The organism is Microbispora sp. H13382 (assembly GCF_014161445.1).
GTDB lineage: Bacteria > Actinomycetota > Actinomycetes > Streptosporangiales > Streptosporangiaceae > Microbispora.
In genome coordinates this window covers 1-19,323 of the sequence record NZ_JABBXA010000027.1, presented here as the reverse complement: position 1 = coordinate 19,323, position 19,323 = coordinate 1, and the positions used below count along the sequence as shown (strand labels likewise).

At 70.5% G+C, this 19,323-nt stretch carries 16 protein-coding genes and 2 pseudogenes; 9 read left to right on the top strand and 9 right to left on the bottom strand.

Features of this window, described 5'->3' with window-relative positions; translation table 11 throughout:
* The 4 genes and pseudogenes from HHX41_RS35740 to HHX41_RS35725 form a co-directional block, all read right to left on the bottom strand.
* On the bottom strand, window positions 1-303 hold the full coding sequence (locus HHX41_RS35740; RefSeq protein ID WP_182909498.1) for a 3-hydroxyacyl-CoA dehydrogenase family protein: 303 nt from the start codon (window positions 301-303) through the stop codon (window positions 1-3).
* 142 nt (window positions 304-445) lie between these two features.
* A pseudogene (locus HHX41_RS42505) lies at window positions 446-613 on the bottom strand (hypothetical protein); the annotation flags it as partial.
* Between the two features lie 57 nt (window positions 614-670).
* Entirely contained in the window at window positions 671-1,081 is a 411-nt protein-coding gene (locus HHX41_RS35730) for a hypothetical protein (RefSeq protein ID WP_182909497.1), read from the bottom strand.
* 382 nt (window positions 1,082-1,463) lie between these two features.
* The gene (locus HHX41_RS35725) at window positions 1,464-2,612 is read right to left on the bottom strand and encodes a hypothetical protein (RefSeq protein ID WP_182909496.1); all 1,149 of its coding nucleotides are present in this window, start codon (window positions 2,610-2,612) and stop codon (window positions 1,464-1,466) included.
* A 408-nt stretch (window positions 2,613-3,020) separates the two neighbouring features.
* Here HHX41_RS35725 and HHX41_RS35720 point away from each other — a divergent pair, with 408 nt between their 5' ends.
* Window positions 3,021-3,956 (top strand): hypothetical protein, encoded by a 936-nt coding sequence (locus HHX41_RS35720; protein WP_182909495.1) that lies wholly within the window; start codon window positions 3,021-3,023, stop codon window positions 3,954-3,956.
* A gap of 610 nt (window positions 3,957-4,566) precedes the next feature.
* Window positions 4,567-5,316: a hypothetical protein gene (locus HHX41_RS35715; protein WP_220504730.1), complete on the top strand. Its 750-nt coding sequence runs from the start codon at window positions 4,567-4,569 to the stop codon at window positions 5,314-5,316.
* Window positions 5,317-5,384: 68 nt separating this feature from the next.
* Here HHX41_RS35715 and HHX41_RS35710 read toward each other — a convergent pair whose 3' ends face one another.
* Window positions 5,385-6,641 carry an MFS transporter gene (locus tag HHX41_RS35710; RefSeq protein WP_310742327.1) on the bottom strand — a complete coding sequence of 419 codons (1,257 nt, stop codon included), beginning with the start codon at window positions 6,639-6,641 and terminating at the stop codon, window positions 5,385-5,387.
* A 230-nt stretch (window positions 6,642-6,871) separates the two neighbouring features.
* Here HHX41_RS35710 and HHX41_RS35705 point away from each other — a divergent pair, with 230 nt between their 5' ends.
* The gene (locus HHX41_RS35705; protein WP_182909493.1) at window positions 6,872-7,414 is read left to right on the top strand and encodes a CGNR zinc finger domain-containing protein; all 543 of its coding nucleotides are present in this window, start codon (window positions 6,872-6,874) and stop codon (window positions 7,412-7,414) included.
* Window positions 7,415-7,448: 34 nt separating this feature from the next.
* On the opposite strand, the gene HHX41_RS35700 is transcribed toward HHX41_RS35705, so the two are convergent.
* Both HHX41_RS35700 and HHX41_RS35695 read right to left on the bottom strand, forming a co-directional pair.
* Complete coding sequence (locus tag HHX41_RS35700) at window positions 7,449-9,929, bottom strand: SpoIIE family protein phosphatase (protein WP_182909492.1); 2,481 nt, start codon at window positions 9,927-9,929, stop codon at window positions 7,449-7,451.
* A 190-nt stretch (window positions 9,930-10,119) separates the two neighbouring features.
* Entirely contained in the window at window positions 10,120-10,812 is a 693-nt protein-coding gene (locus HHX41_RS35695) for an aspartate/glutamate racemase family protein (protein WP_211592308.1), read from the bottom strand.
* Window positions 10,813-11,133: 321 nt separating this feature from the next.
* Between HHX41_RS35695 and HHX41_RS35690 the strand changes: the two genes are divergently transcribed.
* A complete protein-coding gene (locus tag HHX41_RS35690; RefSeq protein ID WP_169983756.1) occupies window positions 11,134-12,174 on the top strand; it encodes an Lrp/AsnC family transcriptional regulator in 1,041 nt (346 codons plus the stop codon).
* A gap of 4 nt (window positions 12,175-12,178) precedes the next feature.
* Here the strand turns inward: HHX41_RS35690 and HHX41_RS35685 are convergent, their stop codons facing one another.
* Both HHX41_RS35685 and HHX41_RS35680 read right to left on the bottom strand, forming a co-directional pair.
* Window positions 12,179-13,402, bottom strand: coding sequence for an amidase (locus tag HHX41_RS35685; RefSeq protein WP_182909491.1), 1,224 nt, complete (start codon window positions 13,400-13,402; stop codon window positions 12,179-12,181).
* A gap of 189 nt (window positions 13,403-13,591) precedes the next feature.
* Entirely contained in the window at window positions 13,592-14,467 is an 876-nt protein-coding gene (locus HHX41_RS35680) for a LysR family transcriptional regulator (protein ID WP_169983755.1), read from the bottom strand.
* Window positions 14,468-14,578: 111 nt separating this feature from the next.
* Here HHX41_RS35680 and HHX41_RS35675 point away from each other — a divergent pair, with 111 nt between their 5' ends.
* From HHX41_RS35675 to HHX41_RS35655, 5 genes and pseudogenes are all read left to right on the top strand, one after another.
* A complete protein-coding gene (locus HHX41_RS35675; protein ID WP_182909490.1) occupies window positions 14,579-16,147 on the top strand; it encodes an amidohydrolase in 1,569 nt (522 codons plus the stop codon).
* A 13-nt stretch (window positions 16,148-16,160) separates the two neighbouring features.
* Window positions 16,161-17,117 carry an ABC transporter substrate-binding protein gene (locus HHX41_RS35670; protein ID WP_169983753.1) on the top strand — a complete coding sequence of 319 codons (957 nt, stop codon included), beginning with the start codon at window positions 16,161-16,163 and terminating at the stop codon, window positions 17,115-17,117.
* 1 nt (window position 17,118) lies between these two features.
* Window positions 17,119-18,027: an amino acid ABC transporter permease gene (locus HHX41_RS35665; RefSeq protein WP_182909489.1), complete on the top strand. Its 909-nt coding sequence runs from the start codon at window positions 17,119-17,121 to the stop codon at window positions 18,025-18,027.
* 53 nt (window positions 18,028-18,080) lie between these two features.
* On the top strand, window positions 18,081-18,809 hold the full coding sequence (locus HHX41_RS35660) for an amino acid ABC transporter ATP-binding protein (protein WP_169983829.1): 729 nt from the start codon (window positions 18,081-18,083) through the stop codon (window positions 18,807-18,809).
* Window positions 18,810-19,060: 251 nt separating this feature from the next.
* Window positions 19,061-19,323 (top strand): annotated as a pseudogene (locus HHX41_RS35655) (hypothetical protein); the annotation flags it as partial.

Below are 19,323 nucleotides of genomic sequence, written 5' to 3'. Positions count from 1 at the left end.
TCAGTAGGTGTAGAAGCCCTCCCCGGTCGTGGTGCCGAGCTTGCCCTTGTCGATGTACTGCTCCTTGAGCGCGGCGGCGAACGCCTGGACGTTCGGGTCCGGCGTGCCGGCGGCGACGTGGTAGGCGGTCTTCAGGCCGATGACGTCGAGGGTCTGGAAGGGACCGAACGGGGGCATCGGGGCGATGCGCCAGGCGGCGTCGACGGTCTCGGGGGTGGCGACGCCGTTCACCCAGAGCGCGGCTGAACCGCTCAGGGTGTGCCTTGTCAGCGGGGTTCTTGGCGAGAAGGGCAGGCTCGGCATCCACGGCGGCCTGAAGCGCCGACCGCAGGATGGTGGGGGTGTAACGGACCGGACGCGCGGACAGACCCTCGCCGATCAGCTCTCCCTTGCCGTTACGCATGCCTTCTTCTCCGACATCACATACAGCGCCGTGATCGGAGGTGAGGGAAGCCAGAGGGATGCTGCCGATGTACGGCTTGAGGTGCAGCCGGATGTTCTTCTTGTACGAGGCGAGGGTACTTTCCGCCTTCCGCAGACCGCTCACCCACTCGTTGCCTGGCCTGCTCCTGCGTCCGAGCGAGGGGCGCCGGTGATCTCCGAGGTTCCGCATGGCCCAGGGGCGTAGGGCGGCGCTTTCGGGGGTGAAGCTGCTAGCGGTCGAGGACTGTCAGGTGGCGGCGGGCGGTGCCGGCTGCGACGGGCTCCATGGGGTCTGGAGCGTAGGGGCGAACCAGGTTCTCGCCGGAGGAAGCAGGAGCAGAGTCACGATGAGCGCTGACCAGGGTGCGGTGAGGACCCAGTCAAGGGTGTCCTCAATCAGAAAGTGGATGAAGTCGAGCAAGGGGATGGCGAGCTGGACGGCGATGGTGGCGAGACGGACCCGCGGGCGTCGGGTGTGCCACTGATTCGCCAACCAGCCGGCAGCGAGTGGCGGGAGGTAGACGAGGGCGTAGAGCAGGTCCTCAAGGAAGTCGTTCGGGTCGAGAACCAGCCCCAGGATGAGCAGAACGACGCTGATCAGGGCGAGTGTCGCCTGGAACCAGATCAGGTTCCGGACGACACTTACAGACAGGGGCATACTGGGGGATCTACTCTCAGTTCTCGGAAGCGCGGCGGAGGCGTCCGCGCGGACGGCTCGCCGTACCAATAGTCCCATTTCTTTTGAGGCGGTTGATCGCGTCCGCTCGGGGCAACGAGGAGCGGAATCCGGGGCCGCACCTGATACTTCGCGTGATACTGCCGCCTATGTATCCGGATGCTTTCCGGTGTGCACAGCAGAGATCGGAGAGTGCTCCGCAGCAGCTCACAGCGGTTGCGGGTGTAGCCGCATGGCCCCCGGAGTCCCCCAGGTGCCGAGAGTTCATGACGCCCTCGACGAAGCACGCCGCCCGGTTCTCGACAGTCTCTCGGGGATCGACCGCAGGAGATTTACCGGCCTTGATCGGGACCCGCGGGGCGGCTCAGCCGTACCGGAGGATGAAGTCCTTTTCCGAGTCCTCGCTGTCGCCCATCATTCGGCCGACCGCCCACATGCCGCTCGAACCGGGGATCGCGCCGATCGTCGCGTGCCGCACCGGAAGCCCCAGCTTGGGGCCGTACGACGTGGTCCAGGCGCCCTGCATATACCGCATGAAGAGGACCTGCTTCGGGTGGGAGGGGTCGACGCCGCTCGCCCAGATGTTTCCGGAGGCGTCGGCGGTGAGGCCGGTGATGCGGCCCTTCGACACCGGGAGGGGCACCTGGCTCCACGACTTGCCGTCGAAGTGCAGCGCGAGCGGCTTGAAGTCACTCCAGTCGTAGGGGTTGCCGATCTGACCGACCGCCCAGACGTCGTCGGCGCCGATCGCCCGCACCTGGTTGAGCTTCCCCTCGGGAATCGCCGGGGTCCGGCTCTCCTCCCAGCGGACCCGGCCGCCCCGCTCGGTCCCCCGCACGACCAGCGGTCCGGTCTTCTGCGAGCCCACCGCCCAGATCTCACCCGTCCCGGGACGGGCCGACAGCGCGGCGAGCGAGCCCTTGTGGGTGTACTCCCTGGTGAACCCGGCGCTGCTGCTCCAGCTCAGGACGACCGCACGGTCACCGGTCTCGCTGAGACTTCCGGTGAACCACACCCGCCCCCGGCCGATCCCGACGTCGGACAGGCTGGTACTCCCGGCCTTCCCGAACGGCCGGTACATGCTCCAGCTCCTGCCGTTCCAGTGCCCGACCCGTACGCCCAGTCCGTTGCCGACCACCCAGACGTCGTGGGCGGAAGCCGCGCTGACGGCGTTGAAATGGTGGAGATCCGAGTCGTACCCCGTCGGCAGCCGGTAGGCGGGCATGGTCGCGCTCTTCCACTGGGTGCCGTTCCACCGTGCGATGGCGGGGCAGCTCACGGCCTTCTCCCGCCCGCAGCCGTACCCGACGGCCCACGCGTCCCGCGGGCCGGCCGCCGTCACGTCCATCAGGGCACTGCCGTCCGGCCCGAGGGCCGCACCCTTGACGACCCGCCACTGCACTGGGGCCGCCTGCACGGTGCCAGCCCCGATCGTGAAGCCGGCCACCGGGACGGTCACGACCGAGATGGCGACGGCGAGCGTGACGCGGGCCGAGGCGCGAGGGATGTCCATGAAAGGGGTCCTTTCGTCTGCGGTGGGACAGACGCAGTCTGAGACGGACCCCTTGCAGTCCCCTTGATCGGCGATTACCGCCACCCTCACGAATTCACCGGCACGCCGGCGATCGTCACCTGTCGTCACAAACGGCAGTGCACCGCTCCGGGCGACGACCTTCGTCAGCAGCCCCGTCCGGCTACCGCCCGCGGCTCCTGCTCCCCGGCGGTCCCGGGAGATGACATGAAGGCCTCCCGATGTGGGTCAGAGCGTTCCTTTTCCAGTCCCCGCATGGCCGCCCCTGCAGGCTGACGGCAGCGCCCCGCTATGCCGTAATCAAGGAACATGCAAGCGGTCGACCTTTCACTGGGCGCGATCAAACCCGGCGCCGATCACGCCGGGGAGCAACGCACCCAGGAGTTCACCATGAAGCGCACCGCACTCGGTCTGGCCGTCACCGCGATCGCCGGCCTCGCCGTCCTCCCCTCCGCGGCCGCCGCCGGCACGACGACCACCAAGTCCATGAGCGCGGCACCGAAGCCGCTCGCAGGTGTCGCCGTCTACCTGAGCTACGGCAAGGGCTATCCGATCAGCCGCTACGAACCGGGCAAGGGGTTCATCAAGCTCGGCAGCGCACCGGATCTCACCTTCCAGGTCGCCGCCTCGCCCGACGGCACGAAGCTCGCCTGGGTCACGCTGGACCGCCTGCCGAAGGGCAAGCTCCACATCGGGGACGGGAGCACGTCGAAGGTCGTGGCCAAGGGAATCGCCGCCAACTTCCCCTGCTTCACCCCGGTCTGGTCCCCGGACTCCGCCCGGGTCGCCTTCTTCGGCAAGCACGTCAACGCCGAGAGCGGGACACCTCTCATGGTCATGAACGCGGACGGCACGGGCGTACGCAAGGCGGGCGCTCCGATTGGCGCCTGCCACCTCGCCTGGTCCGCGGACGGGCGCCACCTCGCGGGGGCGGCCGGCGACGGCGTCTTCGTTTTCGATGTCAAGACCGGGCGGTCGGTCCGGGTCAAGGGCATCAAGTACGCGAACCACGTGCACAGCCTGTCGCCGGACGCCAGGAAGGTCGTTGTACACACGTTTTCGAGGAATGACCCGGAAGGCGACTACGTCTGGCCGATCGGGTCCACCCCGACGATCGTCGACACCGTCACGGGCAAGCGGGTTCCCATCCCGGTCAAGGGGACGAAGATGGGCGCGTTCTACCTCCCCGACGGCCGTCTGGTAGTCCGCGTCCGCGGCCGCACGCACAACACCCTGGTCGTGCTCGACTCGGCCGGCCGGGAACTGCAGCGGCTCGCCGAGCCGGCGAAGGCGCGGAACCAGGCCCTGCTCCAGATCGTGAGATGACCCCTGCCGCCTGTCCCCGGGAACGGGCGGGTCAGCGGGTGTCGTTCAGCCAGCGAAGCACCTCCCGAGAATGCTGGTCGGGCGGCGCCGGCGTGGAAGGCCGGCAGCTTGAGCGCGTCGGCGAGGCCGGCCTTCGTGACCAGGCGGCCCCAGCGGGGGCTACGGGCGAAGGCCTGAGCGATGGCAACGCCGCGGCTCGACACGCCGCATCAAAGAATGACCAGGACATTCAGCTAGAAATGCCGGGAGAGCGGACAGCTTCATGGCGCTCGGTCAATTGCTGAGCCATCCACGCCTACGACTGAAAGGCTATGGTGTGTTTCAGTTCGGAGAGGGGACGAGGCGTGACAACTGGTGATGAGGTATCCCTGCCAGTATGGACACTCGCCACTGAGGCCTTGAGCGTGCCGGACGTGCTGGGCGATGAGGGCATGACACCGGCACGGCTCGCAGAACTGAGAACAGTCCTGGCGGCACTTGCAAATTCCCCCATCGCCACGCTGGAAGCGCATCCGATACCAACCAGGCGCGACCGGAACGGCGGAATTCCGCTCCATGCGGCCAGCCCGCTCGCTCAGCAGCGTTGACCGTGGCCGCGCCACTTGTGCTGATGGCCGTCTCGGTCGGCGTCAGCGCCTACGCCGATCAGCAGCGCCAGAAAGCGATCGAGCGGATCACCGACCTCCTGGAGCAGTTACACGAAGACAACCTCGAGGACGAACGCAGCGAGGTGGACGGTTGTCGTGACGCGATCGACAAGGCGACGTCGATCCTCCTCGACCAGGGCAGGATCGGCCTGTCGCTAGGGCTGGACACCTCGTCGTACGCGATCAGCACGGCGATCGAACGCGCCAGGCGTCGGCTCAAGAAAAGGCAGGATGCGCTGGCCAAGCTGCCCGACGGTCCTGTCGAGCTTGACGTATTGGCGAAAGCATTCCCCGGTGTCAACGAGGAAGGCGGAGCATTCCGCGCGCACCTGGAGATTGCACGACTCGCCATCGCCCTCAAACACCGGGTGCTCGTGCTTCAGGCGGTTGAACACGCTCAACTGGCGGGCACGGACAATCCGTTCAAGAGCTTTGTCGCATCGCTGCACGACGACGAGCGTTGCGTCGACGAGTTGGAATCAGGCATCAACTCCGTCCTTCTTCGACTGTCGACTCTCGAACTGAAGCGTGACGGCGGTTTCCTGAGCATCATGTTCACGCAGCGCGAGGTCGACGACCTACTCAAGGCCGTATATCGACTTCGCGCCTTGGGCGACGGCCTCAACGTGGGAACCCACCAGGCTGATGTCGCGATCGAGATCGAACGAAGCAGCGACGGATCGCTCGTGGTGTTCCCGGCAATCGCTGCCTGACCGGACACCACGCAACGCGACCATGCACCCCCGTAGCACCAGGAAGGCCGAACCGGCTCGCCGCAGGGTCAGGCCGCCAGCTCGGCAGGGGTGACGGTGCGCAGGAAGGGCACGGTGAGCGCGGCGACCGCCAGGGCGAACACGGCGAACGCCAGGTGAAGACCGAATGCCTCGGCGAGGAGCCCGGCCAGGGCGGCGCCGAGTGGAAGGGTGCCCCAGCCGAGCAGGCGCGCGGCGGCGCCGTACCTGCCGAGGAGCCGGTCGGGAACAAGCGCCTGGGATATGGTCCGCGCGTTCACCGTCCACAGGGTTCCGCCCATGCCGCCGACGAAGGCGGCGGCGCCGACCGTCCATGCGGCCGGGAGCAGCGCGGGCACGGCCATCATCAGGAACGTGCCGACGAGGTCGGCGAACAGCGCCCAGCGCACCCCGAGCAGTCGGTTGACCGCCGACGTGAGCACGGCGCCGACGAGGCCGCCCACGCCGATGGCACTGACCAGCAGGCCGTACCCGGCCGAGTCCAGCTCCAGTACGGACGCCGCGTAGGACGGCAGTAGGGCGAGCCAGGCGCTCCAGCATCCCGCCAGGACGGCGATCGTCAGCGAAAGGGTGCGCAGCAGCCGATGGCGCCACAGGAAGGCCAGTCCCTCGCGGACGTCGGCGACGAGGCTCGCCCGGCTCACGTGCTCCTCACGCGGCCCCGTCCCGGCTGAGGGCCGGAACCGGCCGGCCAGCAGGGTCATCAGCATCGCACCGGCGGCGAACCCGGCGACGGTGGAGCCGAGCGCGACGCCGGCCCCGACGCCGACGAGCAGGCCCCCCACCGCCGGCCCGCAGAATTCGTTGGCGAGCGTCTCCACCCCCGCGATCCAGGCGTTGACTTTGGGCCGGCGCTCCGCCGGGACGGCCGCGGGAACGACGGCGCCGACGGCGGTGTTGGCCACCACCTCGGCGAGGCCGACCACGAGCCCCACGGCGTACAGAACCGGCAGCAACGGCGGCCCGGCCGTGCCCATGGCGAGCACCGCGACGAACAGCGCGGCGACGGCCGCCAGCCGGAGCAGGTTCGCGACGACCACCAGCCGGCGGCGATCGGTCCGGTCGGCGAGCACGCCCACCGGGAGCGACGCCAGCAGCCATGGCAGCGTGAGCGTGAGCCCCACCCCCGCCACCTGCCCCACGGAGCCACCCACCGCCACGGCGAGCATGGGAAGCGTGATCTTCACCACGCCGTCGGCCAGATTGGTGACCGCGGTGAAGCCCACCAGCACGGTCTCGTTCCGGCGGCTCGCCCGGTTTCGCGGTGCACCCCGTGTCACCGTCACAGCCACGCCACCTCCAACCATCTATCACCTTAGATGGTTGGATATTAACCAGCTATCCCGATAGATGGAACCAGTCGAGGTGACCAGGCGGATCCGCGACCCCGGAGCCGGCCGCCCACGCCCACCCGTGCAGTCGATTTCTACCCGTCTATGGTGGTAGGTGGTGAGATTTCGGCCATCTATCCTGGTAGATGGAATACGGCGCAGGCCCCGAAGGAACGAGCAGAGCGATGACAGACCCGTCGGCCCACGCGGCGCTGATCCGTGACTTCGCCAACACGATCGACGTCGAAGACGGCACGGACGCGATCGCCACGATGGAGGGGCTGACGACCTGGGCACGCGATCGAGGGCTGACCGGCGACGTGGACGAACGGACGCACACGCAGGCGATCGCGTTGCGCGCCGGTCTGCGCGCGCGCCTGCTGACCAACAACATCGGCGCTCCCGACACCCCGGAAGCGGCCCGGGCCATCGGTCAGGCGCAGACCGTGCTGGATGCGCTGCCCCTCCGAGTACGGCTGGGGGCGGCATCGGAGCCCGGCGACCCGCTGATGGGCGAGGGTCCGCTTGCCTCGATCGGCGCCGCCTGGGCCCTGGTCGTGGCCAACGGGGAGTGGCGGCGCCTCAAGATGTGCCCGGATCACTCGTGTGAGTGGGTGTTCTGGGACGGCACCCGCAGCCGCACCCGGCGCTGGTGCACCATGAGCGTCTGCGGCAACCGGGCCAAGGCCCGCGCGTACGCCGCCCGCCGCAGGCCCGTACGCGACTGATCCGCAGACGGGGATCGCCCGCGTCACGCCTGCCTCATGCCGCCCTGGAGACTTCGTCGCCGGGTGCCCCGTCTGAGCTCGGCACGGGGGGAGGCAGGGCCTGTTCGCACCAGATGGTCTTGCCACTGGTCGTCTGCCTCGTGCCCCAGCCCTGCGTGAGCTGTGCGACCAGCAGCAGTCCGCGCCCTCCCTCGTCGAAGACGCGGGCCCGGCGCAGATGCGGTGCGGTGTTGCTGCCGTCCGAGACCTCGCAGATCAGTGTGCGGTCGCGGATCAGTCGCAGCTGGATCGGGCCGGTCCCGTGGCGCATGGCGTTGGTGACGAGCTCGCTCACCACGAGGCCGGTGACGAACTCCATTTCGTCCAGTCCCCATACGAGGAGCTGGTCGATGGCGAGCTTCCTGGTGCGCGCGACCAGGGCCGGGTCAGCGGGGACCTCCCACATGGCGACCTGGTCCGGGGAGAGGGCTTCGGTGCGTGCGAGGAGAAGGGCCGCGTCGTCAGCCGCGCGGCCGTCGAGCAGGGCGCCGGTCACGGTGTCGCAGATGTCTTCCAGTGACGCCGTCGGCAGCGCCAGGGCACGGCGCAGCTCGGCGAGGCCCTGGTCGATGTCACGGTCGCGGGTCTCGACCAGGCCGTCGGTGAACAGGGCGATGACGGTGCCCTCGGTCAAGCGCAGCTCGGTGGTTTCGAAGGGCAGGCCGCCGACGCCGAGAGGAGGGCCGACCGGGCCGCGCACCAGTTCCGTGGTGCCGTCGGGAGTGAGCAGAACAGGCAGCGGGTGACCGGCGGTGGCCAAGGTGCATCTGCGTGAGACGGGGTCGTAGACGGCGTACAGGCACGTGGCGCCCAGCTCGGCGAACGCGGCCGTGTCGCCTTCCGCCATACCGGGCTGTTCGCCGCTGGTGAGGTGGATGACCAGGTCGTCCAGGTGGGTGAGGAGCTCGTCAGGCGGCAGGTCGACGTCGGCCAGGGTGCGTACGGCGGTGCGCAGCCGGCCCATGGTGGCGGCGGCGTGGATGCCGTGGCCGACGACGTCCCCGACGACGAGGGCGACCCGGCAGCCGGACAGCGGGATCACGTCGAACCAGTCGCCCCCCACCCCGGTCTGCGCGCCCGCCGGCTGATAACGGAAGGCGATCTCCACCGCCGGCTGCACGGGCAGCCGCTGGGGCAGCAGATTGCGCTGCAGAGTCAGCGCGGTATTGCGTTCATGGGCGTAACGGCGGGCGTTGTCGATGACGACGCCCGCCTTGGCGGTCAGCTCCACCGCGTAGGACAGGTCCTCCTCGTCGAATCGCCCGGGCTGACGCGAGCGCCAGAAGCTGACGACGCCCATCCGCACCCCCCGGGCACGTAGCGGGGTCGTGATCAGGGAATGGATGCCGTGGTCCAGGATCCGAGCGGCCGCTTCCGGATCCCGGGACCGCCACGCGGTGGAAGCCCGCAGATCGGGTTCGAGCAGGGCGAGGCCACCGTCGAAACTGCGGGCCTGAGGCGTGGGCGGGGCCCACGTGATCAGCACGCCGGGCGGGTGGAACGACCCGGTGTTCCGAATGCATCCGATGGCCACCCGGCACAGCATCTCGCCCTCGTCCGGCCGGTGGTCATCGCCCCGCAGGACAGCCACCGCCAGGTCGACCGTGACGAAGTCGGCGAACTCAGGGACCACTACCTTCACCAGTTCTTCCGCGGTCCGCCTCACATCGAGGGTGGTGCCCACCGCCGTGCTGGCGTCGTACAGCAGTTTGAGGCGCCTGTGCGCCTTCTCGGTCAGCTCGCGGCTCTCCTCCAGCGAGCGCCCCATGCTGTTGAACGCGACTTCGAGCTTGCCGATCTCGCCCGCACCGGTTTCGGGCATGCGCGCCGTGAGGTCTCCGTCGGCGAGCCGGGAAGCGACGGCGGCCGCTTTGCGGACCGGCCGGACGATCGACCGGATCAGGTAGGTGTCGAAGAGAAGGATGAGCAGGATCGATCCCGCTACACCGACCGACGTCGCCGCGGTGGCCCGGACAGCGGCATCGGCGGCACGCTCTTGCCGCGACGCGAGAAGTTGATTCTCAAAATTCACGAAGCGCTCGAATTGACCCCTGATCGCGTCGACACGGCGCTTTCCTTCTTCCGTCACCGCCACGGTTCGGGCGGATGCCGGATCTCGCCGCGCGGCCTCCACGGTCGGCACCGAATAGTCACGGATGTAGGCCTCGACGGACTGCTTGATCTGGCGCGCCCGGTCTCCCTGCGCGGCGCTCTGGGCGCTTGCGAGCCGCTCCAGGGTGGCCGCCTGCTCGGGGATGGAGGCACGGGCTTGTCTCCATGGTTGCAGGAAGCTCTCGTCTCCGGCGATGACGAACCCCCGCTGACCGGTCTCAAGGTCGATGACGAGCCTATGGAGGTGGTTCGCGGTCGTCAGCACATGCCTGGAGTGGTTTGTGAGATGCACCGCCTCACGAAGACCCGAAATCGCCGGCAGGAGGAACGCGAAGGCGCCGCTGATGAGGCCCAAGATCAGCATGCTCACCACGATCGTCCGCCGGGTCAGTCCGCCTTTTCCCTCGGCCCATCGCGTACGACGCGAACCGCTCACCCGCATGGCATGCCTCGTGACCAGCAGGAATATCGTCTACTCGTCATCCTACGACTATGACTCCTTCGCTCCGGGAAGGGAGCGGCCGCAGGCCCCACGACGGCCGGAGCGGGCGGGGTCAGCGCAGCGCCAACTCGGCGACCCGGCGAGCTAGCAGACGGGCGGGGTCGACGACGGGGACGGGGACGCGCGAGGCGTCCAAGGCCAGGACGATCTCGGTGCACGCCGCGACGATCCGCTCGGCGCCGCGGTCCACGAGGGAGCGCGAGACCTCCTCGAGACCCAGCCGGTGGGCCGGGCCGGCGGCGCCGCTCTTGACCGCGCCGATGGCCGCCATGACCCGCGGCTGGTCGGGCTCGCCCGGCTCGATCACCGCGACGCCGCGCCGCCGCAGCGCCTCCGCGTACAGCCCCGCGCGCAGGGTGCCCGTCGTGGCGAGCACGCCCGCCGCGCGTACGCCGTCGGCGGCGAGGGCGTCGGCGGTGACCTCGATGATGCTGGCCAGCTCCAGCCCGGCCTCGTCCGCGAGGCGGGGGACGAACGCGTGGGCGGTGTTGCACGGCACGGCGAGCACCTGGCACCCGGCCCGTTTCAGGCCCTCGATGCCGCGTCGCAGGTACGGGGTCGGGTCCTCGCCGTCGCCGATCAGACTCAGGGATCGGTCGGGTACGCGGGGGTCGCCCCAGATGACGACGGGCACGTGACCCTGGTCGCAGGTCGCCGGCGTCTCCTCCACGAGCTTGCCGTAGAAGTCGACCGTGGCCGCCGGTCCCATGCCGCCCAGGACGCCGACCAGACGGGGCTCGCTCACCGGCCGCCTCCGGCCAGCTCGCGGACCCGCCGGGTGCCCCAGAACCGAGTCATCGAGATTCGTCCTCTCCCCGAATGCGACGGGTGCCGCCGCACGGCCGCGGAAGCTTCCGCCGCCCCGTGGGCTCCCCGTGTCGTCCCTCGCGCCGCCCAGAAGGCCCGTCCGCCCCGAAGGCCCGTCCGTGCCGCAGGCCCGTCCGTGCCGCAGGCTTCGGCGCCGTACGGCCGGCCGGGGCGCACCGCGACGGCCGCGCGCACAAGGATCGGTCTATAAGGTGATCCGAGCACAAAAATGCAGCAAAGCGTCATTGAAGGGGCATGCGTGCAGGATTCCGACAGAGAGCAGCCTGGGTTGTTGTCGGAGGCCGACCTCGAACTGATCGACGCGCTCCAGATCAACCCGCGCGCGAGCTGGGTGGACATCGGGGCGGCGATCGGCGCCGATCCGGCGACGGCCGCGCGGCGCTGGCAGCGGCTGAACGCCTCGGGCGAGGCCTGGACCACCGTCGCCCTCGGCCGGCGCCAGATGCACGAGACGAGCATGGTGTTCCTGGAGATCGACTGCGAGGCCGGAGCCGCGGTCGAGGTCGCGGGCCGGCTCGCCACGGCCGGGCATCTCATCACCGTGCAGCACGTCGCCGCGGGCCACGACCTGTTCGTGATCGCCGTGGCCGCGTCGATGCCGGCGCTCGCGGACTACCTGCTCACGGACCTGCCGCGGATGCCGGGAGTGGCGAAGGTGCGCACCCACGTCGCGACGCGCGTCTTCGAGGCCTCGTGCCGCTGGCGGCTGCGCGTGCTGTCCCCTCGTGCGGCGGCCGCGCTGGCGCGGCGGCCCGGCCCGCCGGAGTCGACGAGGCGGATGGACGCACTCGACCGCCTGCTGTTCAAGGCCCTGCTGCCGGACGGCCGGGCCGGTTACTCCGAACTGGCCCGGACCGTCGGCGTGTCCGAGCGCACGGTGCAGCGCAGGCTCTCCCGGTTGGTCGCGACGGGCGACATCGACTTCCGCTGCGACCTCGCGCGCTCGCACGCGGGCTGGCACTCCTCGGCCGTCCTGTGGCTGCGGATGCCGGACGGCCTGCTGGAGGAGACGGGCCGGGCGCTGCTCGGCTGGCCGGAGACCCGCACCTGCGCGGCGCTCGCGGGCACCCGCAACATGCTCCTCACCGTGGGCCTGCACGAGGTCGCGGACCTGCACCCGCTGGTGGTCCGCCTGGAGGAGCGATTTCCGCACGTGACCGTGGCCGACCGGCAGATCGTGCTGCGGCAGGCCAAGCTGTACGGCCGGGTCCTCGACCGGCTCGGCCGCTGCACGGCCGTCGTGCCGGTGGACCCGTGGGCCCTGCCTCGGCACGCCTGAAGGGTCAGCGTGGCTCGGGGACGCCGCCGCCCCGCGCCTCCCGGCAGAGCCCGGCGCGCAGGACGTCCGCCTCGCGGCGTCCCACCACCTGCAGGTCGCCGACCGCCAGCGCGGGCAGGCCGAGCGCGGACACGACGGCGGTGACGCGGCCGACCTCCCCGCGTACGGCGGCCTCGTCGCACCCGAGCCGGGGCGCGGGGCCACCGAGCGTCGGCGTGATCAGGAGATCGATCCCGGACATCTCCGCGGAGAACCGGGCCCTGACCGCGTCGAGATCCTCGACCGCCCGGCGGTACTCCCGGTGGCCGATCCCGCCGGCGCCGTCCAGCTTCCGGCGCACCCCCTCGCTGTAGCTCCCGGCCGCCCTCGGATAGGTGGCCTCGTGCGTACGGCGAGCCTGCGCGCCCACGATCGTCCAGTACCGCGGGAGGATCTCGTACGGCAGGGCGATCTCGCGGACCTCGGCGCCGAGGTCCGCGAACTCCCCGGCCTGCGCGCACCCCTCGGCGACGCCGACGACCAGCCCCGCCAGGGAGTCCGGCGGCTCGACCGCCTCGCCGGAGAGCACCCGCCACACGTGGGCGCAGTCGGCGACCGAGGTGGTCATGGGCCCGACGACGTCGAACATGGGGGCGAGCGGCGCGACTCCCCCGGACGGGACGGCGCCGGCTCTTGGCCGCAGGCCGACCACGCCGCAGCAGGCGGCCGGGATCCGTACGGAGCCGCCGGTGTCGGTGCCGAGGCCGAACCTGGCGATGCCGGCGGCGAGGGCGGCCGCCGTGCCGCCGCTCGATCCGCCGGGAGACAGGTGCGGGTGACGCGGGTTGCGCACGTCGCCCCAGTGCGGGTTCTCGCTGGTGACGCCCCAGGCGAACTCGTGCTGGTTCGCCTTGCCGACCAGCAACGCCCCCGCGCGTTCCAGCGCTTCGACACAGGGGGCGGTGGTCAGCGCCTCCTCGCTTCCGTACAGGGCGGAACCGCGGGTCGTGGGGAGCCCGGCGACGTCGATCATGTCCTTGACGACGAAGGTCCAGGCCCACAGCTCCGGCGGGCCGCCGGGCGCGGGACGCTCCTGGCCGCCGAGCCGTTCGATGACCGGCTCGGCGCCGGCCTCGATGAGGATCGCGTGCCCGCTGTGCAGGCGGATCGCCTCGGCGGACCGGGCGATCGCCGCGTCGCGTTCCGCGACCGCCTCGGCGGACCCGTTGATCTCCGGCTCGCGTTCCATGGTCGGGGGCCTCCTCAAACGCCTGCTCCGGCGGCGGGTAGCCGTCCGGCGGGGCGGCGCGGCGGGGTCGTCACCAGCCGCACCGAGATCCGGCAAATGGTGACATATCTCCCGTTTCACGTCGAACCTCGGAAGGCCTTCGCCGAGCCGGCGCGCGCCTCACCGAGGGCGACCCCCCATCGCGTACGGTCAGACCGCCAGGGCGTCGAGCAGGGACAGCAGGCGGGCGCTCTCCCGCTCCGGGCGGGCGAGGGCGAAGATGCTGCGGCTGGTGTTCAGCCACGGCACGTCGGCCACCACGACGCCCGGGCCGTGCCCGCGCAGTGCGAGGTCGGGGACGAACGCGGCGCCCATTCCCGCCTCGACCATCCTCAGTGTGATCTTGAAGTCGTCCGCGTGGCCGGCGATCCTGGGGTGCAGGCCCCAGCGCGCGAACACGCCCTCGAAGAAGGAGGCGTCGCTGCTGCCCGGGTGGTGCGTGATCCACGGCAGATCGACGAGTTGCTCGGCCCGGTACGGCGCCAGGTCGCACCACCCGGCGGGCAGGACGATCTTGTAGCGATCCTCGGCGATCCAGCGGCGGCCCAGTGCCGACGGCCACGAGAGGCCGGAGTTCCCCACCTGGTAGACGATCGCCGCATCCATCTCGCCTCCGGCGCCGAGACGCGGGATGAGCTGGGAGGACTCGGCGACGGCGACCTTGACGCCGGCCCGGTCCCGGTCCTCCATCCGCCCGAGCACGCCGGTCAGCACGTCGGCGAAGCTGGGGAAGATGCCCAGGTGGATCCGCCGCTCGCTGTTGCGGTGCACGGCCTGGACGGTGGCGATCATCCGTTCCATGTCGTCGAGCACGGCCGCCGCGTGCCTGGCCAGCACCTCGGCGGCGTTGGTGGGCAGCACGCTGTGCGCGGACCGCTCGAACAGGCGCACGCCGATCTGCCGTTCCAGCGCGGCCATCTGCTGGGAGACGGCCGACGAGGTGTACCCCAGCCGGTTCGCCGCGGCGGCGAAGGAGCCGAACTGTACCACCTCGCGCAGAGTGCGGAGATGTTCCGGCTTGAGCATTAGCGTTCCTTGCTCTCAGGGTTGCCAAATGTCGTGTTTATAGCGCTTCCTACTTCTTTTCGCCACTTCTACAGTGATGGGCCACCGTTCCCGAATCCTTCTGAAGGTCACATGAGCATCCGCGTGTACCGCAACGCCGCCATCCACACGGGAGCCGGCGGCGCCCCACCCGCCCAGGCCATGGCCGTGGACGGCGAGACGCTGCTCGCCGTCGGCACGGAGGCGGAGGTGCGCGAGGCCGCGGGCCCGGGCGCGGAGCTGATCGACCTGGACGGCGCAGCCGTGCTCCCCGGCCTCTACGACGCGCACATCCACACGGCGCAGTACGCCCAGAGCCTCGGCGCGGTGGACCTGCGCGACGTGCGGTCCCTGGACGAGGCCCTCGCCGCGGTGGCCGCGCACGCGGCGCGGCTGCGGCCGGGCGCCTGGCTGTTCGGCGGACGGTGGAACAGCAACACCTGGAACCCGCCCGCCCAGCCGGACCGGTACGCGCTCGACTCCGTGTGCCCGGACCTGCCGGTCGCGCTACCCAGCGTGGACGGTCACACCGTGTGGGCCAACTCGGCGGCGCTGCGGCTGGCCGGCATCGACGCCGGCACGCCGGACCCCGTGGGCGGCGAGATCGTCAGGGACGCGAACGGAGAGCCCACCGGCATCCTGCGCGAGGCGGCCTCGTACCCGCTGCGCGACCTCATGGTCTCCCCCGACCTGCGCGACCTGCTCCGCGCGGCCCAGGATGAGCTGCTCGCGCTCGGCCTGACCAGCGTCCACGACATCGACGGCGAGGACTGCCGGGCCGCCTACCTGCAGCTGCGCGACGCGGGCGAGCTCAAGCTGCGCGTCCACAAGGCGATCCCGATGGTCCACCTGGAGGCGGCGATCGCCGAGGGCCGCCGCACCGGGCAGGGCGACGACTGGGTCCGCACCGGCCCCGTGAAGATCTTCAGCGACGGCGCCCTGGGTTCGCACACCTGCCACATGAGCGAGTCCTTCGCCGGCGAGCACGGCAACAACGGCATCGCCGTCACGCCGTACGAGGAACTGGTCGCGCTGTTCTCCCGGGCGGCGGGAGCCGGCATCGCCGTCGCGACGCACGCGATCGGCGACCGGGCCAACCACCTGGTCATCAACGCGTACGAGGCGGTCGGCCAGACGCCGGGGCTGCGGCACCGCATCGAGCACGCCCAGCACCTGCGGCCCGGCGACCTGGCGCGGATGGCGCGGCTGGGCATCGTCGCCTCGATGCAGCCCGTGCACTGCACCAGCGACATCGACCTGGTGGACCACCTGCTGGCCGGCCACGAGCTGGCCTCCTACGCCTGGCGGGGGATGCTCAACGTCGGCGTGGCGCTGGCCTTCGGCTCCGACGCCCCCGTCGAGCACCCCAACCCCTTCGCCGCGCTGTACGCCGCGGTGACCCGCACCCGGACCGACGGCACCCCCGTCGGCGGGTGGCAGCCGGAGCAGCGGCTGAGCATGGCCGAGGCCGTCACCGCCCACACACTGGGCGCGGCCTACGCCGCGGGCGAGGAGGAGCGCAAGGGCGTCCTCACGCCCGGCAGACTCGCCGACTTCATCGCAGTGGACATCGACCCCTACCTGGAGTCACCCGAGGCGGTGCTGCGCACCAAGGTTCTGACCACGGTCGTCGGCGGCGAGGTCCGCTGGCGGCGAATCTGAAGGAGCACCCCCTGTGAACACCCGGATCCTCACCACGCTCGCCGTCGGCGGCCTGCTCGCCGCGACCGCCGCCTGCGGCGCCCAGTCCCTGAACGCCGACGACTCCGGCGCGGCGGCCTCGGCTCCGCCGGCCGTCGTGCTCGACCAGGCCCCCGCCGAGGAGAAGGCGGCCGACGTCATCAACGCCATCACCCCCGACCAGGAGCTCGCGGCCAAGGCGCCGGCGAGCCTGAAGTCGAACGGCCTCAAGGTCGTCTCCTCGATCGGCTACCCGCCCATGGAGCTGTTCGCGAGCGACGGCAAGACCGCGATCGGCTTCGACCCCGCCCTGGCGCGCGCCATCGCGAGGAAGCTCGGCGTCAAGGTGACCATCACCGACGAGGAGTTCAACTCGCAGATCCCCGGCGTGCTCACCGGCCGCTACGACTTCGTCATCTCCTCGATGAGCGACACGCCGGAACGGCAGGAGCAGGTCACGTTCGTCGACTACGTGCAGGCCGGCGCCGCGCTGCTGGTCAAGAAGGGCAACTCGGCGGGCATCACCGGGCCCGCGGACCTGTGCGGCAAGACCGTCTCCGTCGTCGACAACGGCTCCTCGATGGACCTGGCCGAGAGCTACGACGAGGCCTGCAAGAAGGACGGCAAGCCCGCCGTGGACATCCTGAAGTTCCCCGGCGACACGGAGGCCATGCTCCAGGTGAGCAACGGCCGTGCGCAGGCGAGCGTCACCGACTACGTGGTCGCCGCGTACAAGGCGGCCGACCCCAAGCTCGAGATGGAGGCGATCACCCTCGACGGCACCGCGAGCCCCTGGGGCATCGGGATGAGGCCGGACAACAAGGAGCTCATCGACTCCGTCAAGGGCGCACTGGACTCCCTCATCAAGAGCGGGGAGTACGGCAACATTCTCAAGGCCTGGAACCTGGACGCACTGGCCGTCGAGTCGGCCGTGGTCAACGGCGGTAAGTGAGGTGCGCACCGAACCCATCGTCGACGGGGCCGGCACGCCGGTCCCCGTCGCCCGAGCCTGGCACTGGGGCCGCTGGGTCGCCGCGGCGGTCGCGCTCGTGGTCGCCGGCTGGCTGGCCTACCTGGTGGTGGTCAACCCGCGCCTGGACTGGGACAAGGTCGCCGAGTATCTGTTCAACGAGCGCATCCTGTCCGGGGTCTGGGTCACCATCGAGATCTCCGTGCTGGCGACGGCCCTCGGACTGGTGCTCGGCGTCCTGGTCGCGGTCATGCGCCTGGCGCAGAATCCGGTGCTGAGCGGGCTGGCCACGTTCTACATCTGGTTCTTCCGCGGCACGCCGGTGCTGGTGCAGCTCATCTTCTGGTACAACCTCGCGTTCCTCTTCCCCGAACTCGTGCTCAAGATCCCCTTCACGGCGATCGGTCTCAAGTGGGACACCAACCAGGTGATGACCGGGTTCACCTCGGCCATGCTGGGGCTCGGGCTGAACCTGGCGGCGTACTTCGCCGAGACCGTGCGCGCCGGGATCCAGGCGGTGGACCGGGGCCAGACCGAGGCGGCGTACTCGCTGGGCATGACGCCGGCCAAGCGGATGCGGGTCATCGTGCTGCCGCAGGCACTGCGCATCATCATCCCGCCGACCGGCAACGAGTTCATCTCCATGCTGAAGACCACCTCGCTGGTGTACGTCGTCGCCGGGCACGACCTGATGACCAACGCCAGCCAGATCTACAAGGCGAACAACCGGATCATGGAGCTGCTGATCGTGGCGAGCGTCTGGTACATGCTCATGACCGCCGTGGCGACGTTCCTGCAGGGGCGGCTGGAGCGCCGGTTCGGCTCCGACGCCGTACGCCTGGTGCGCGGCGGCGGGGTCGCGGCCAAGGTCCTGCCGAAGGTGGCCGCGTGAGCGCCGGCAAGGACCGCGGCGCGGCCCCGGTCGTGGTCGCGTCCGATGTCCGGATGGGCTACAACGGCGTGCAGGTGCTCAACGGGGTGAACCTCACGGTGGCCCCCGGCGAGGTGAGCTGCATCATCGGCCCGTCGGGCTCGGGCAAGTCCACGTTCCTGCGGTGCGTCAACGGTCTGGAGCCCGTGCTGGGCGGCAGCCTGCGCGTGCTCGGGGAGGAGGTCGGCCACACGCTGCGCGACGGCAGATACCACCCCTGGACTCCGAAGGAGTTCGCCGCCTTCCGCAGGAACATCGGCATGGTGTTCCAGCGGTTCAACCTGTTCGCCCACCAGAGCGCGCTGGAGAACGTCGCGTGCGGGCCCGTCCACGTGCTGGGCATGTCCCAGGACCGGGCACGGACGCTGGCGATGGAGCACCTGGACCGCGTGGGCCTGGCCGACCACGCGCACAAGCGGCCCCACCAGCTCTCCGGCGGCCAGCAGCAGCGGGTGGCCATCGCGAGGGCGCTGGCGATGAAGCCCACCCTGATGCTGTTCGACGAGCCGACCTCCGCCCTCGACCCCGAGCTGGTGGACGAGGTGCTCGAGGTCATGAAGGGCCTGGCCGCCGAGGGGATGACGATGGTCGTGGTGACCCACGAGATCGCCTTCGCCCGGGAGGTCGGCGACCGGCTGACCTTCTTCGCCGACGGCGTGGTCGTCGAGGAGGGCCGTCCCCGCGACCTTCTCGCCGCCCCGGAGCACGAGCGCACCCGCGCGTTCCTGTCCAGCGTCCAGTGAGAGTCGGCCCCTGAGGCCTTCGACAGCCGGCCGGCGGAGTCGCCGATGGATGGTCCACCGGCGGACCAGGACCATCCATCGGAGACGGAACGCTCGCCGCAGGCCGCAGGCGGGCCGAAAGTCCCACGATCACGGGGACTTCGGGGTGGACGCGGCGTGCCGTACGGCTCCTGCGGCAGGGCCGGTGATCGCGGTTTGCTTGAGGTGTCAAAGAGAGAGCAAAGACGCGAACACGTTGAAAGGGGCCGGTCATGGCCACCATCGAAGGGCGCAACCAGAGGAAGCACCGCCTCTACGACGCCGCTCCCGCCGCCGCGGTCACCGTCCCCGCCCCCCGCGCGCACACCGAGACGACCCCCGCCGCCGGCACCGCGCCCCGGACGACCGCCGGCCCCGCCCGGTACGCCTGGGCCGCCGCCCGCATCGCCATCGGCTGGGTGTTCCTGTGGGCCTTCCTGGACAAGATGTTCGGCTTCGGCTTCGCCACCCCCGCCGCCAAGGCCTGGATCAACGG